The sequence below is a fragment of the Microbacterium sp. MMO-56 genome, assembly GCF_037146215.1.
Taxonomy (GTDB): Bacteria; Actinomycetota; Actinomycetes; order Actinomycetales; family Microbacteriaceae; genus Microbacterium.
Map to the genome: position 1 here is coordinate 13732 of NZ_JBBCVW010000009.1, position 13771 is coordinate 27502.

Below are 13771 nucleotides of genomic sequence, written 5' to 3' on the forward strand. Positions count from 1 at the left end.
GGAGGTGGTCGCCGTGGTCGCAACGCGGTCCGACGTCGCGCGGTTGGCCGGGGTCTCGACGGCGGTCGTCAGCTACGTCGTGAACAATGGGCCGCGACCGGTGTCAGAGAAGTCGCGGCGCGCGGTCGAGGACGCGATCCGCGAGCTCAACTACCGTCCGAACGTCATGGCGCGCGCTCTCAAAGGCGGCACGAGCGGGAGCGTCGGCCTACTCCTGCCCGAGCAGAGCAACCCCTACTTCGCCGAACTGGCGCAGGCCGTCGAGCGCGAGTTGAGCGAAGAGGAGACTCTGGTGCTCACCGGAACGATCGGCCGATCCTCTGAGCGTTCTCGGCGCTACATCGATCTGCTCGTCGAGCGCCGTGTCGACGCGATCATCGCCATCGGAGGGGGCGCTCTCGAAGAGCAGCTTTCACAATTGCGCTCGGTATCGGTCGCATTCATCGATCGAGCAGGCCATGTGGGCGGACGGGCCTTCAGCGTGAGCACACTCGGTGCGGAGGGCGCGATGCGCGCTGCCGAGCATCTCCAGTTCCACGGCCATCGTCACATCGGATGCGTCGCCGGCCCGCCCGGCGTGGCGGTGGCCGACGATCGTGTCGCCGGTTGGCGACGCGCCGTCGGTGACGAATCGCGCGACCTCGTCGCGTACGGAGACTTCACCGCTGCCGGCGGCGACCGTGCAGCGGAGAGCCTCCTCGCCGAGACGGGGCATCGCGCGGCAGCCCACCGGCCTCGTCCGACGGCGCTGTTCGTCTCCTCCGACGTGCAGGCGATGGGTGTCATCCATGCGTGTGATCGTCTCGGCCTGCGCGTCCCCGACGATGTGGCCATCGTCTCCTTCGACGGCACCCGCGCCGGTGCGTTCGTGCAGCCGTCGCTCACGTCGCTGCGTCAGCCGGTGGACGCGATGGCGCGCGAGATCGCGGCCTTCCTGAGAAGCGGCACACCGGCGGATATGAGGCTCGACGGACAACTCGTCATCCGCCACAGCTGCGGGTGCGACGGCTGAACCCCGTCCTTCATGGCGATCGCACCGCCGAGGCGATCTCTGCCGCATCCGGGAAGGCGTCGATGACCCCGTGTCGAGCGATCGTCAGAGCTGCGACGGTCTGCGCGTATGCCGTCGCTTCCGCCAGAGGCGCGCCACGAAGCAGGGCCACGCACACGGCAGCGGCGAACGCATCCCCGGCGCCGGAGACGTCGACAGCAGGGAACCGCGCGTCCGCGGCGAGGTGTAGCGCATCGCCGCCGTCGGTGTAGACCGCGCCGTCCGGCCCGAGGGTCACGACGACGTTGCGATGCGAGCGCAGGAGCGTGCGTGCGGCGTGACGGGCGGCATCCACGGTCGGCACCTCCTCGCCAAGGAGCCACGCCGCCTCCGGCCGGCTCACGATGAGTGGGTCGCATCGCGACGCCACGGTCGGACTGATCGACACGCGCGCGTCCAGGCTCAGTACAGTGCGCATGCCGCGCCGTTGCGCCGCGCCGCTCGCGTGCTCGAGCCGCGCAGGCGGGGTCTCTCCTTGAAGGAGCAGGACAGACGCGCCGGGCGCAGCCTTCCTGAGTGCGTGGTCGATCGTCGCATCGGTCAACAGGTCATTGGCGTTGCGGGCGACGACGATCGAATGGGCCCCACCCGGTTGGGTCTGGACGAATGCGACGCCCGTCGATCCCCCCTCCACGACGTCGACGCAGGTGGTGTCGATCCCTTCGGAGGTCAGCCGCTCCAGGATTCGCATGCCGGGGTCGTCGTCACCGACGCAGCCCGCGTACACCACGGGGCTGCTTTGTCGCGCCACCGCGATCGCCTGATTGACCCCCAGGCCTCCCGCCGCGCGTCGGTGTGACGCGGCGTACGACATTCGGCCCCCGTCCAGCGAAGGGGCGCGGCGGAAGATCCGATCCTCGTTCGCAGAGCCGATCACGACAATGACCATCGAATGAATACTCTCACAGGTGCCGAAGATTGACGTGACACGTGTAGATATGCAGTCCAGATGCCGCTACGATTGCCCGTGTTGTGAAGCAACCATCCACATGACACGAATCACGAAAGAGGATCGACGATGCCGTTCTCATTGGGACTGGTCGGTGCTGGCCAGTTCGCCGGTCATTTTGCCCGTCTGTTCGCGCTGCACCCCGCGGTCGACCGCATCGCGGTCACGGACCTGATCGCCGAGCGCTCAGAGGCACTCGCTGCCGCCCTGCCCGCGGCAGAGACCGTCGAAGACTTCGACGCGCTCCTCGCCTCCGACGTCGATGCCGTCGCCATCTTCACGCAGCGGTGGACCCACGGGCCGCTCGTGGAGCGCGCGCTCTCGGCAGGCAAGCACGTCTACTCCGCTGTACCGATGGCGATCTCCGAGCACGAGATCGGACGGATCATCGAACTCGTGCGATCGACCGGTCTCGTCTACATGATGGGCGAGACGAGCTACTACAACCCGGCTACCGTGCTTGCGCGCAGCAAGTACGCGCAGGGTGCGTTCGGCCGCGTCTTCTACTCCGAAGGCGACTACGTGCATGACATGGACCTCGGGTTCTATGACGCCTATCGCTACAGCGGCGGGGAGGCTTGGCGTGAGACGGCGAGCTATCCGCCGCTGATGTATCCCACGCATGCCATCGGTGGAGTGCTGGGAGCGATCCCTGCGCACGCCACCTCGGTGAGCGCTATCGGCGTGCGCGATGAGCGAGGTGATGGCGTCTTCGATCGGGAGGTCAGCATGTTCGGCAACGACTTCTCCAACGCCAGCGCGCTCTTCGAGCTCTCCGATGGGGGTGTGATGCGGACGAACGAGATGCGCCGTGTCGGATATCCCTCACACCTCCGCGAGTCACGGTTCCGCTTCTTCGGCACGGAAGCGAGCTTCGAGCAGCTCGCCACCGTGAGTCTCTGGCAGGACAAGGAGGGCGTGACCGACGTCACCGACGACCTGCGCACGTACGCCTCGATGTCGCTCGACGATCCGACGCTGGCGCACGTATCCCCAGCACTGCGCAGCGCGTTCGTGTCCGGACACGCTGCGGTTCATGATGTCGCGCGCCTGCCGCGTGAACTCGAGGGGGCTCCCAACGGACACGAAGGATCCCACCATTACCTCGTGGACGACTTCGCTGTGGCGGTGGAGACGCGGACGCTCCCGCCGGTGAATGCCTGGGTCGCCGCGCGCTTCACCTTGCCCGGTATCACTGCGCATGCATCGGCACTCGCGGGTGGGCAGCGCCTCAGGATCCCCGACTTCGGAGATGCCCCCGCGTCGTGGCCGCGTATGGCCGGGGCTTGAGGTGCACCACGTAGGGTTCTGAGTATGCAGGAGCGGACGTGAGTCGGGACGCGGTCACGAGGGCGGACGTAGCGCGGCTCGCCGGCGTGAGCCCCGCTGTCGTCAGCTACGTCGTGAATGGATCACCCCGTCCCGTCTCCTCGAACGCGCGCTCGCGCGTGGAGGAGGCGATCCGCCAGCTCGGCTATCGCCCGAACGCGGTCGCGCGCGCTCTCCGCACGGGCATGACCCGAACTGTGGGTCTCGTCGTTCCGAACGTGGGTAACCCGTTCTTCGCCGACCTCTCGCGTCGTGTCCAGCACCTCTGCGCTGATGCGGGCTATTCCTTGCTCCTCGTCGACTCCGAAGGGGACGCGGAACGGGAGGCCGGCCAGATCATGAACCTCGTCGACCGGCAGATCGACGGGCTCATCGTCGCCAGCGGATCGGCACACGGTGTGCGCGAGGATCTGATGCGGTCGATCGGTGTGCCGTGTGTTGTCCTCGACCGCGTCCGCCCGGTTCCAGGAGTGGTGACCGTCGGCGTGGACTTCGAATCTGCGAGCGCTCTCGCCGTGAGTCATCTGCTCCAGCATGGCCACGATCGGATCGCGGCGATCCTCGGAGACGACGGATCCGACTCGACGCGCGCGCGAGAGCGTGGATGGGCGGCCGCGATCGGCTCGTTCGGAGCGGTCGAGGGCCGCACGATACGGGCGCCGTATACGCGGGACGGAGGGTACCGAGCGGGGCTCTCCCTTCTGCGGCACGTCGACCGCCCCTCCGCCGTCTTCGTCTCGAGTGATCTGCAGGCGGTGGGGCTCCTGCGGGCAGCGCACGCTGTCGGCGTGCGGGTGCCAGATGACTTGGCAGTGGTCGCATTCGACGGTTCGGCCGAGTGCGCATACACCTCACCCCCGTTGAGTGTCGTGGAACAGCCGGTCGACGCGATCGCCGAGGCCGCCGTGCGAGCCATCACGGAGGCCGCTCGGGGAGCAGACCACACTGTGTTCCGGGCGAGCCTGCGGGTCCGCGGGTCTTGCGGTTGTGTTTCTGCCGAGCCCGAGGAGACATAGATGGGCGCCACCCCGGTTCGCGTCACGAACGCTGGGGTTCAGCTCCGCGCTCGGCATTCGTGCGCGGCTCGCGGTGTGCTCCTCGGTGGCCGGACGATCCACCCACACGGTGCGCAGAAGCCCTGCCGCACCCGTGGGACCGGGTACTGCAGGGCTTCTGACGTCGAGCGCCTCAGCGCGCCATGAACCCGCCGTCGACGGGGAGTGCGACCCCGGTCACCCACGTCGACTCGTCCGAGGCGAGGTAGAGCACGGCGTACGCCACGTCGAGCGGTGTCCCGAGGCGTCGGATCGACTGGTTCGCGGTGTTGACCTTCTCGTACTCCTCGAGTCCGCCGGGGAACGCGTTCGCGATGCCTTCGACGAGCGGCGTGAGCACCGTGCTCGGGTGCACCGAGTTCACGCGGATGTTGTACTGCCCGTAGACGGCGGCATCCTGCTTCGTCTGCATCGTGACGGCACCCTTGGCGACGTGGTACGCCGTGAACTCGTCGTTGCCCGTCAGGCCGTAGATCGACGAGAAGTTCACGATCGATCCGGAGCGCTGCGCGATCATGTACGGCAGGGCGTGCTTCGTGGAGAAGAACACCCCCTTCACGTCGACGGCGAACAGCGCGTCCCATTCCCGCTCCGACAGCTCATGGGTCGGCTTGTCCGCCCCGATGATCCCGGCGCAGTTGATGAGCACGTCGATCGTGCCGTGCGCGCGGCCGATCTCGGCGTACGCGCGGGCGACGTCGTCCTCGTCCGCGACGTCGACGGCCACCGCCGAGGCGGATCCGCCTGCGGCGACGATCCGCTCGGCGACGGCGGACGCCGCGGCGCCGTCCAGATCGGTCACGACGACCGTCGCCCCTTCCGCCCCGAACAGCTCCGAGGTGGCGGCGCCCATGCCGGATCCGCCGCCCGTGACGACGGCGACCTTGCCGCTCAGACGGTTCACGCCGTCTGTCCGATCGCCTCGAGCGCCCGGCCCGCGTGATCCGTGCGGAACGACGCGTAGCCGTCCGCGGCGGCCGCGCGGCAGAACTCCTGGTACACGCCGCCCCCGCCCATGTAGACCTGGAACTCGTGCGGCTTGCCGGGGACGTTCTCGCCGAAGAACCACGCCTTCGCCTTCTGTCCTTCGGAGTACATGACCGTCGCCTTGCCGGCACGATCGACCTCGGCCGCCCACCACACCTCGGACTCGGGTGTCGCCTCGAGGTGGTGGATGCCGTTGCGCTCCGCGAAGGCGACGGCGCCGGCGATCCACTGCGCGCCGAGCTGGATCGGCACCGGCAGGTTGGAGTACGGCGTCTGAGGTCCGAGCGACAGGAAGAAGTTCGGGAAGCCGTTCATGGAGATGCCGAGGTTTGTCCGGATGCCGTCGGCCCACTTGTCGCGCAGGACCACGCCGTCGCGGCCCACGATGTCGATGTTCGTGAGCGTTCCCGTCATGGCGTCGAAGCCGGTCGCCATGATGAGCACATCGAGCTCGTACTCCTCATCGCCCACGCGCACACCCCGCTCGGTGATCTCGGTGATCGGGGTGGTGGCCGTGTCGACCAGCGTCACGTTCGGGCGGTTGAACGCGGCGTAGTAGCCGAAGCCCGTGGGCACGCGCTTGCCGTTGAACGAGTACGTCGTCGGCGAGAGCAGGTCGGCCGTCTCCGGGTCGTGGACGATCTCGCGGATCTTCGAGCGGATGTACTCGGAGGCGAGCTCGCTGGACTCGTGGTTGGTCGCGAGGTCGTTGAAGCACTCGTTCGCGAAGTGGAAGCCTCCTTCGTTCCACTTGCTCTCGAAGATGCGGTGGCGCTCCTCCGGATCGACGTCGAGCGCACTGTGCTCGGCGGGCACCATGTCCACCCCGAACGGATGCGCCGCCGCCCTCTCCCAGATCTCGTCGTACGTCGCGCGCACGTGTGCGAGCTGCTCTTCCGAGACGGGGTCGTTGTTCGTCTCGACGACGAAGTTGGGGGTGCGCTGGAAGACGACCAGCTTCTCCGCCTGCGGGGCGACGACGGGGGTGATCTGGATGCCCGAGGCGCCGAGACCGATGAGGCCGACGCGCTTGCCCGAGAGGTCGATCCCCTCGTGCGGCCAGCGGGCGGCATGGACGAGGCGCCCCTGGAAGGTGTCGATGCCCGGGATGTCCGGCCAGATCGGCTGCGACAGCACGCCCATGCCCGAGACCAGGTACTTCGAGGTGAGCGAGGTGCCGTCGGCGAAGGTCACGGTCCAGATGTTGCGGTCCTCGTCGTACACGGCGGACTCCACGCGCGCACCCAGGCGGATGTCCTTGCGCAGGTCCAGACGATCCGCGACGAAGTTGAGGTAGGCGAGCACTTCTTCGCCCGCGGGGTAGCGGTGCGTCCACACCCACTCGTCGCGCACCTCCTTGGAGAAGGAGAACGAGTAGTAGCTGAACTCGCTGTCGGTGCGCACCCCCGGGTAGCGGTTGATCCACCAGGTGCCGCCGATGCCGTCGGCGCCGTCGACGACGAGGCTGCGCTGCCCCACCTCGCGGAGGTGATGGAGGAGGGCGAGGCCGGAGAATCCGGCGCCGATGATGAGGCTGTCGACGTCGGTCGCCGTCGCGGCGCCCTCGGCGGTGAGGGACGCGGTGTTGTCGGTCATTTCCTGTTCCTTTCGTGGTTCGTTCAGCGGCCGGCGCGGCCGGCGCGGTACCAGTCGGCGATCGCGCGGATCTCCTGATCCGCGCGAGGATGGTTGCCCGCCATGAAGGGGTAGACGTGCTGCATCCCCTCCCCGACGGAGAAGGTGACGTCCACTCCGGCGCCGCGCGCGAGAGCGTCGAGCCGTTCGGCGTCGTCCCACAGCGACTCGATGTCGCCCGCGGTGATGTACAGACGCGGGAACCCGTCGAAGTCGCGATAGAGCGGGTTCGCACGCGGATCCGTCGGCTCGGTCGCGCCGGCGATGTAGCGGTCGATGTTCCCCTGCAGCCCCTCGCGCGCGATGAGGAAGTCGGTCGCGTCGTTGGTCTCGATCGTCACGCCGTCGTTCTCCATGTTCAGCCAGGGGGACAGGGTGATCACCCCCGCCGGCTGCGCGAGACCCGCCTCCGCGATCTCGAACACCGTGCTGATCGCGAGGTTCCCTCCGGCGCTGTCGCCGATGAGTGTGACGTCCTCCGGCGCGTGGCCCTGGTGCAGCAGCGCGCGGTATACCGCGACCCCGTCCTCCAGCTGCGCGGGGAACTTGAAGTCCGGTGCCCGGCGGAAGTCGAGCACGAAGGCGTGGGCACCGCACGCCTTCGCGATGTGCCCGGCGAGCTTGCGGTGGCTCGCGGACGACCCGAGGGCGAACCCGCCACCGTGGAAGAACACCAGCATCTGGGCCGGATCCGCGCCGATCGGGGTCACGAGGATCCCCGGGACGGATCCGATCGACGTGCTCCTGTAGGTGACGTCCTCGGGCTCCGCCGTCGCCCGCTGCCAGTCGTCGAAGATCAACCGCAACAACTCCGTCGAGACGGGCGCGTCACCCAGCAGCCCCAATTCGGAGATCCAGTGCTCGTAGATCTCCCCGAGGAGATCCGTCGGCGTCGGCGTACCCATGATGCTCAACTCCTTCGTCTGCAGATCCGTCGCGACGATGCGACCGATCGAACGGTGCCGTGAATCGCTTCACGAGTTCAGCGTGCAGGGCGTGTCCGGATGCGTGCAGGGGCGGTCTCAAAATGAGTCACCGCCGTCGCAACGTGACTCATCGCGTCCTCTGCGGCCGCTGTCACGATGAGGAAACTGCAGGCGCCCGGTCTGCAGGCGAGCAGATCAGTTCGTCGATGTCGACGAAGAACGGTCCGTCGACGACGACGACCACTGATCCGGAGAACTCTCCGGACCGGAGCAGGCGTCCGGTCCCCTGCCCAAGAGAAAGAGTCTTCATGTCCATCAGAAGGAATTCCGCCCTCGCCGCGTTGGCGATCGGCGTTCTCGCATTCACCGGCTGCACGACCGGTGCACCGTCCGGCGGCACCGCCGGCGCCTCCGGCGGCTCCGGTGGCGACAACACCGTCACGGTGGGGGAGCAGGGCGTGCAGTCCGACATCCTCGACGTCTCGCAGTTCTGCGGGGACAAGCCCATCAAGGTCGCCTACGCGGACGGCTTCGGCGGCAACTCGTGGCGCAAGACGACGCGGGCCATCTTCGAGGCCGAGGCCAAGAAGTGCCCGAACATCACGGACGTCCTGTACACGGATGCCCAGGCGGACACGCAGAAGGCGATCTCCGACATCAACTCCCTCGTCGCGCAGGGCGTGAACGTCATCGTCTCCTTCAGCGACGGCGGCGAGGCGCTGCTGCCCACCGTCAAGAAGGCGACCGCGGCCGGCGTGAAGTTCGTCTCTATCGTCGCGTGCCCCGGTGGCACCCCCGGCGTGGACTACGTCGACTGCGTCTCGGAGAACGTCGACACCTACGGCTACGGCCTCGCGAAGTGGACGATCGAGAAGATGGGAGCCAAGGGCAACCTGCTCATGACCGGTGGTCAGGCCGGCAACCCCTACTCGCAGGCCGTCTACGACGGGGTGAAGCGCGCGGTCGCGGAGAACCCCGGCGTGACGCTGCTCAACGCGCAGCTGGGCGACACGTTCGTCGACACCGGCTGGGAGCCGGGCAAGACCAAGCAGGTCATGGCCGGCCTCATCACGAAGTTCGACAAGATCGACGGCATCGTCGCCGACTACGGCGGGGGCTCGGTGGGCGGCATCGAGGCGTTCGTCGATGCGGGCAAGCCGCTGCCGGTGTGGTCGGCGAACGACTCCAACCAGTTCGCGTGCCTCTGGTACCAGTACAAGGACTCGCAGCCCAGCTTCCAGATCGCGACGATGTCCTCCCGCAACTGGATCGCCATCCCCGCACTGCACAAGGGTCTGGCGGCCTACAACGGTCTCGCCAACTCGGAACCGTCGACCTACAACCTCGAGATCATCGAGGACTCGACCAACCCGGACATGATGCCCAAGTGCGAGCCCGATCTCCCCAACGACGCGATCCTGTCGTCCGGGCTGACGATCGAGCAGCAGAAGGCGCTGTTCTCGCAGTGACCCCCGGGGCCGCCCGACGCCGAGCGTGTCGGGCGGCCCGCCCCACCTCCACTCTCACCGCGCTCGAGGACGAGCGAGACAGGACAGGACATGAGCCGTTTGCAGGGAAAGGTGGCCATCGTCACCGGCGCCGGACGAGGGATCGGACGAGCGATCGCCGAGACCTTCCACCGCGAGGGGGCGACCGTCATCGCGACGAGCCAGAGCCCGCACGACGACTTCCCGGCCGGCATCGCCTTCCGCCGTCAGGATGTCGCGGAGGAGGCGGGATGGGATGCCCTCGTCGCCGACGTCCTCGCCGAGCACGGGCGCATCGACGTGCTCGTCAACAACGCCGGCATCATCGCGTACGAGACGCTCGACGAGCTGACCCACGAGAACTGGGACCGCGTCGTCGCGGTGAACCAGACGGGTGTCTGGCTCGGGATGCGCTCGGTGCTGCCCTCCATGCTCGAGCAGGCCGCGGGCTCGATCATCAACGTCTCGTCGATCTGGGGCAACGCCGCGGTGGCCGGTGCGCACGCGTACCACGCGACGAAGGGCGCCGTGCGGAACATGTCGAAGAACGCGGCGATCACCTACGCCACGAAGGGCATCCGCATCAACTCGCTGCACCCGGGCTTCATCACGACCCCCCTCACCGAGTCGCAGGCTCCCGAGATCAACGAGTACGTCGTCAGCATGACCCCCATGGGGCGCGCCGGCACGCCCGAAGAGATCGCCGCCGGAGCGCTCTTCCTCGCGAGCGACGAGTCCACGTTCATGACCGGCGCCGAGCTGGTCATCGACGGCGGCTACCTCGCCCAGTAGCAGAACGGACCCGACGTGAGCATCTCCTCCACGACCAACCTTCCCTCAATCACGCGGGACGATCATCTGCCCTTCGGCGCCGTGGCGCTGCGCCTGACCGACATCGAGAAGACCTTCCCCGGCGTGCGCGCTCTGAAGTCGGTCAGTCTCGACGTCGTCGCCGGCGAGGTCCACGCCCTCGTCGGCGAGAACGGCGCGGGCAAGTCCACCCTCATGGCGGTGGCCTCGGGCGCCCTCACCCCGGAATCGGGCGCGGTCGAGATCGGCGGACAAGCGCTCACCGGCGCGTCCCCCGACGAGGCCCGGGCGCTCGGGCTTGCGATCGTCCGCCAGGATCCCGCCCTTCTCCCCGACCTCACGGTCGCGGAGAACTTCGCGATCAGCACGGGCCTGAACTCCCTCTCGGGGCTGCGACGCGCAGGCCACGCCGCGCGGGACTATCTCGACCCGTGGCAGATGGGGATCAACCCCGCCTCTCGTGTCAGCGAACTCTCCGTCGAGCAGCGCTTCGTCGTCGAGATCGCCCGCGCGCTCGCCCTTCGCCCCCGGGTCCTCATCCTCGACGAGCCCACCGAGCACCTCAACCGCGAGGAGGTGGAGCGGCTGTTCCGCCGTGTCCGGGATCTCACCGACGCGGCGACCGCCGTCGTCTACATCTCCCATCGCATCCCCGAGGTCAAGGAGATCGCCGACCGCATCACGGTCCTGCGCGACGGCGCCGTGCGCGGGACGTTCGCCGCCGACAGCGTCAGCGAGTCCCAGATCGTCGAGCTCGTCGTCGGCCGCGCTCTGGACGCCGTCTTCCCACCCAAACGCGACCCCCTGCTTCCGGAACGCGAGGTCCTCGTGGTCGAAGGCCTCTCCGGTCGCCACTTCTCCGACATCCGCCTGACCGTCGGCGCGGGCGAGATCGTCGGCCTTGCCGGCGTCCAGGGCAACGGGCAGGCGGAGCTCATCCGCGCGCTGGCCGGCCTGGAGAACGCGAGCGGCGACGTCACCATCGACGGCCGCAGCGTGCGGCTGGGCAGCAACACCGCCGCCTCCCGCGCCGGAGTGGTCTACGTCCCCGCGGATCGGCACGGCGAAGGGGTCTTCCTCGACCTCGGCGTCGGCGAGAACATCGTCATGAAGACACTCGGGCGGTTCTCGCGGATGGGCGTCGTCGACGAGTCCGCCGTCTCGGCCGTCTCCCGCGAGCAGATCGCGCGCCAGTCGATCAAGACGCCCTCGTGGCGCACGCCGATCGGCTCGCTCTCGGGCGGGAACCAGCAGAAGGCGGTCCTCGCCCGCACCCTCCTCGCGCGTCCGAAGGTCCTCCTCGCGGAGGAGCCGACGCAGGGGGTGGATGCCGGCGCCCGCGTCGATATCTACAGCATCCTGCGGGGAGCCGCCGACGACGGCGCGGCGGTGGTCATCCTCTCCTCCGACGGCGTCGAGCTGGAGGGCCTGTGCGATCGAGTCATGATCATGTCGCGCGGCAGCGTGGTGTCACGGCTCAGCGGCGACGAGGTCACCGAGGAGCGCATCGCGCATGCGGCGCTGACCTCGACCTCGGTGCGTCAGCGCGACCCGCAGGCCTCCCGCGCGGGGAGGCTGCGCAGCTGGCTGCGTGGCGATCACTCGCCCGCCGCGGTGCTCGGGCTCATCATCGTGGCGCTCAGCGCCTTCGTCGGGGCGGCCAACCCGTTCTACTTCTCGGCCTTCAGCCTCAACAACATCCTCTTCACGGCCGCGCTCATGATCCTCATCGGATGCGCGCAGCAGGTGGTGGTCATGGGGGCGGGGTTCGACCTCTCGGTCGGACCGCTGCTCAGCCTCCTGGTGGTGATCGCCTCCTACTTCGTCATAGACGGCGGAAACATCCTGATCGGCATCGGGTTGATGGTGATCGCGGCGCTCGCCGTGGGGTTCGTCAACGGTTTCCTGGTGACGCGGTTCGCCCTCAATCCGGTGGTCGTGACCCTCGCCATAGCGCTGGCCCTCCAGGGGGCGCTGTTCACGCTCCGCTCGACGCCCGGGGGCACCATCACGACGCAGGTCACCGACTGGGTGTTCGCCGCGGTCGGCTTCGTGCCGGTCGTGACGATCATCGCGGTCGTCATCGCCCTCGCCCTCGAGTGGGCGCTGCGGCGCACCCGCTGGGGCGTCGAGCTGCGCGCGGTCGGGTCCCGCAAGGACGCCGCGGCTCGGCTCGGCATCCGCACGAACCGTGTCCACCTGCTGTCGTACGTGCTGACGTCGGTGCTCGTCCTGCCGACCGCCGTCATCCTGATGTCGCAGATCGGTGTCGGCGACGGCAGGCCGGGACTCTCGTTCACCCTCACCTCGGTCACGGTCGTCGTCCTCGCCGGTGCGAGCATCTTCGGCGGACGCGGGTCGTTCATCGGCATCATCGCGGCGGGCATCCTCGTCGCGCAGGTGCTGGGAGTCCCGTCCTTCCTCGGCCTGTCGGGGGCGTGGGGATACTGGCTGCCCGGCCTGATCACGGTCGGCGCCGCCGTGCTGTACGCGCAGCTGCGCAGGATCCGGAGGGCATGATGACCGATACGACCACCACGACCACGTCCGTGCAGGCGCTCTGGCGTCGCGTGAACTCCGGCGGCGGAGCGGGGATCTGGGTCGCGACGATCCTCCTCTTCCTCGCGAGCCCCCTCGTCGCGCCGGCGAGCCTCAGCTACGCCGCGGTCGCCGGGATGCTCCCCTTCGCCGCCGTGCTCGCGATCGCCGCCGTCGGCCAGACCCTGGTCGTGCAGCAGCGCGGTCTGGATCTCTCCGTCCCCGGCATGCTCGCCTTCGGGGCCGTGCTCGCATCTGCCCTGCCCCAGTGGTTCGGGTGGCCTGCGTGGCTGGCGATCGTGGCGGCCGTCGTCCTGCCCGGTGTGGCGGGTCTCGTCAACGGCATCGTCGTCACCCGCTTCGGGGTGATGTCGCTCGTCGTGACGCTCGGCATGAACGCGATCCTGCTCGGCACCGTGTTCGCCCTCTCCAGCGGTACCCCCGCCGGAGCGCCGGCCGGGCTCGCGGCGTTCGCGAAGGGCAAGCTCGGCCCCGTCCCTCACGCACTGATCATCGCGATCGTCGTGGTGATCGTGGTGGGGTTCGTCTCGCGGCGCACGGTCGTCGGACACCGCCTGACCGCGGTCGGCGTGAGCGAGCCGGCCGCGGCGGCGATCGGGCTGCCCGTCCGCACCTATCAGACCCTCGCGTACGGCCTTGCAGGTGTCGCCTACGGTCTGGCCGCGGTCCTGTACACCGGCTACGTGAGCACGCCTCCGCTCTTCTTCGGCGACGCGTACCTGCTGCCGACCGTGGCCGCGGTCGTGCTCGGCGGCACCGCGCTCACGGGTGGGAGGTCGGCCATCATCGCGACCGGGGTGGCGGCCCTGTTCCTCACCCAGCTCGGTCAGCTCCTGCGCGCCGTGGGCATCCCCGAGCCGATGCAGCTGATCGCTCAGGCCGGTGTGCTGCTGGCCGTCATCCTCGCGCGCGCGATCCTCGGCACGCTCAGCCTGCGCCGACGCTCCGCGCCGGTCCCGGCCACGTGACCGCGCGGACGATCC

At 68.6% G+C, this 13771-nt stretch carries 11 protein-coding genes; 7 read left to right on the forward strand and 4 right to left on the reverse strand.

Annotated elements, in window-relative coordinates:
• Positions 1 to 13: 13 nt before the first annotated feature.
• Positions 14 to 1012, forward strand: coding sequence for a LacI family DNA-binding transcriptional regulator (locus tag WFI00_RS09790; RefSeq protein ID WP_336631855.1), 999 nt, complete (start codon positions 14 to 16; stop codon positions 1010 to 1012).
• 10 nt (positions 1013 to 1022) lie between these two features.
• Here WFI00_RS09790 and WFI00_RS09795 read toward each other — a convergent pair whose 3' ends face one another.
• Entirely contained in the window at positions 1023 to 1940 is a 918-nt protein-coding gene (locus WFI00_RS09795; RefSeq protein ID WP_336631856.1) for a PfkB family carbohydrate kinase, read from the reverse strand.
• Between the two features lie 129 nt (positions 1941 to 2069).
• Between WFI00_RS09795 and WFI00_RS09800 the strand changes: the two genes are divergently transcribed.
• Positions 2070 to 3290, forward strand: a complete 1221-nt coding sequence (locus WFI00_RS09800; protein ID WP_336631857.1) for a Gfo/Idh/MocA family protein — start codon at positions 2070 to 2072, stop codon at positions 3288 to 3290.
• A 38-nt stretch (positions 3291 to 3328) separates the two neighbouring features.
• The gene (locus WFI00_RS09805) at positions 3329 to 4345 is read left to right on the forward strand and encodes a LacI family DNA-binding transcriptional regulator (RefSeq protein ID WP_336631858.1); all 1017 of its coding nucleotides are present in this window, start codon (positions 3329 to 3331) and stop codon (positions 4343 to 4345) included.
• Between the two features lie 172 nt (positions 4346 to 4517).
• On the opposite strand, the gene WFI00_RS09810 is transcribed toward WFI00_RS09805, so the two are convergent.
• From WFI00_RS09810 to WFI00_RS09820, 3 genes are read right to left on the reverse strand one after another with little or no spacing between them, the layout of a single operon-like run.
• A complete protein-coding gene (locus tag WFI00_RS09810; protein WP_336631859.1) occupies positions 4518 to 5288 on the reverse strand; it encodes an SDR family NAD(P)-dependent oxidoreductase in 771 nt (256 codons plus the stop codon).
• Positions 5285 to 6967, reverse strand: a complete 1683-nt coding sequence (locus WFI00_RS09815) for a flavin-containing monooxygenase (RefSeq protein WP_336631860.1) — start codon at positions 6965 to 6967, stop codon at positions 5285 to 5287. Before WFI00_RS09815 ends, WFI00_RS09810 begins: the two co-directional genes overlap by 4 nt.
• Before the next feature lie 23 nt (positions 6968 to 6990).
• A complete protein-coding gene (locus tag WFI00_RS09820; RefSeq protein WP_336631861.1) occupies positions 6991 to 7911 on the reverse strand; it encodes an alpha/beta hydrolase in 921 nt (306 codons plus the stop codon).
• Positions 7912 to 8240: 329 nt separating this feature from the next.
• On the opposite strand from WFI00_RS09820, the gene WFI00_RS09825 reads away from it, so the two are divergent.
• The 4 genes from WFI00_RS09825 to WFI00_RS09840 all read left to right on the forward strand — a co-directional run bounded on the left by WFI00_RS09825 (position 8241) and on the right by WFI00_RS09840 (position 13756).
• Positions 8241 to 9401: a substrate-binding domain-containing protein gene (locus tag WFI00_RS09825; RefSeq protein ID WP_336631862.1), complete on the forward strand. Its 1161-nt coding sequence runs from the start codon at positions 8241 to 8243 to the stop codon at positions 9399 to 9401.
• A 90-nt stretch (positions 9402 to 9491) separates the two neighbouring features.
• A complete protein-coding gene (locus tag WFI00_RS09830; protein WP_336631863.1) occupies positions 9492 to 10211 on the forward strand; it encodes an SDR family NAD(P)-dependent oxidoreductase in 720 nt (239 codons plus the stop codon).
• Positions 10212 to 10226: 15 nt separating this feature from the next.
• Positions 10227 to 12749 carry an ATP-binding cassette domain-containing protein gene (locus WFI00_RS09835; RefSeq protein ID WP_336631864.1) on the forward strand — a complete coding sequence of 841 codons (2523 nt, stop codon included), beginning with the start codon at positions 10227 to 10229 and terminating at the stop codon, positions 12747 to 12749.
• A complete protein-coding gene (locus WFI00_RS09840; RefSeq protein ID WP_336631865.1) occupies positions 12746 to 13756 on the forward strand; it encodes an ABC transporter permease in 1011 nt (336 codons plus the stop codon). Before WFI00_RS09835 ends, WFI00_RS09840 begins: the two co-directional genes overlap by 4 nt.
• Positions 13757 to 13771 lie beyond the last annotated feature (15 nt).

Bases quoted from the DNA above. Each gene is read 5' to 3' on its own strand.
- WFI00_RS09795 (WP_336631856.1), bottom strand. From the start codon at position 1,940: ATGGTCATTGTCGTGATCGGCTCTGCGAACGAGGATCGGATCTTCCGC.
- WFI00_RS09800 (WP_336631857.1), top strand. From the start codon at position 2,070: ATGCCGTTCTCATTGGGACTGGTCGGTGCTGGCCAGTTCGCCGGTCAT.
- WFI00_RS09815 (WP_336631860.1), bottom strand. From the start codon at position 6,967: ATGACCGACAACACCGCGTCCCTCACCGCCGAGGGCGCCGCGACGGCG.
- WFI00_RS09820 (WP_336631861.1), bottom strand. From the start codon at position 7,911: ATGGGTACGCCGACGCCGACGGATCTCCTCGGGGAGATCTACGAGCAC.
- WFI00_RS09825 (WP_336631862.1), top strand. From the start codon at position 8,241: ATGTCCATCAGAAGGAATTCCGCCCTCGCCGCGTTGGCGATCGGCGTT.
- WFI00_RS09830 (WP_336631863.1), top strand. From the start codon at position 9,492: ATGAGCCGTTTGCAGGGAAAGGTGGCCATCGTCACCGGCGCCGGACGA.
- WFI00_RS09840 (WP_336631865.1), top strand. From the start codon at position 12,746: ATGATGACCGATACGACCACCACGACCACGTCCGTGCAGGCGCTCTGG.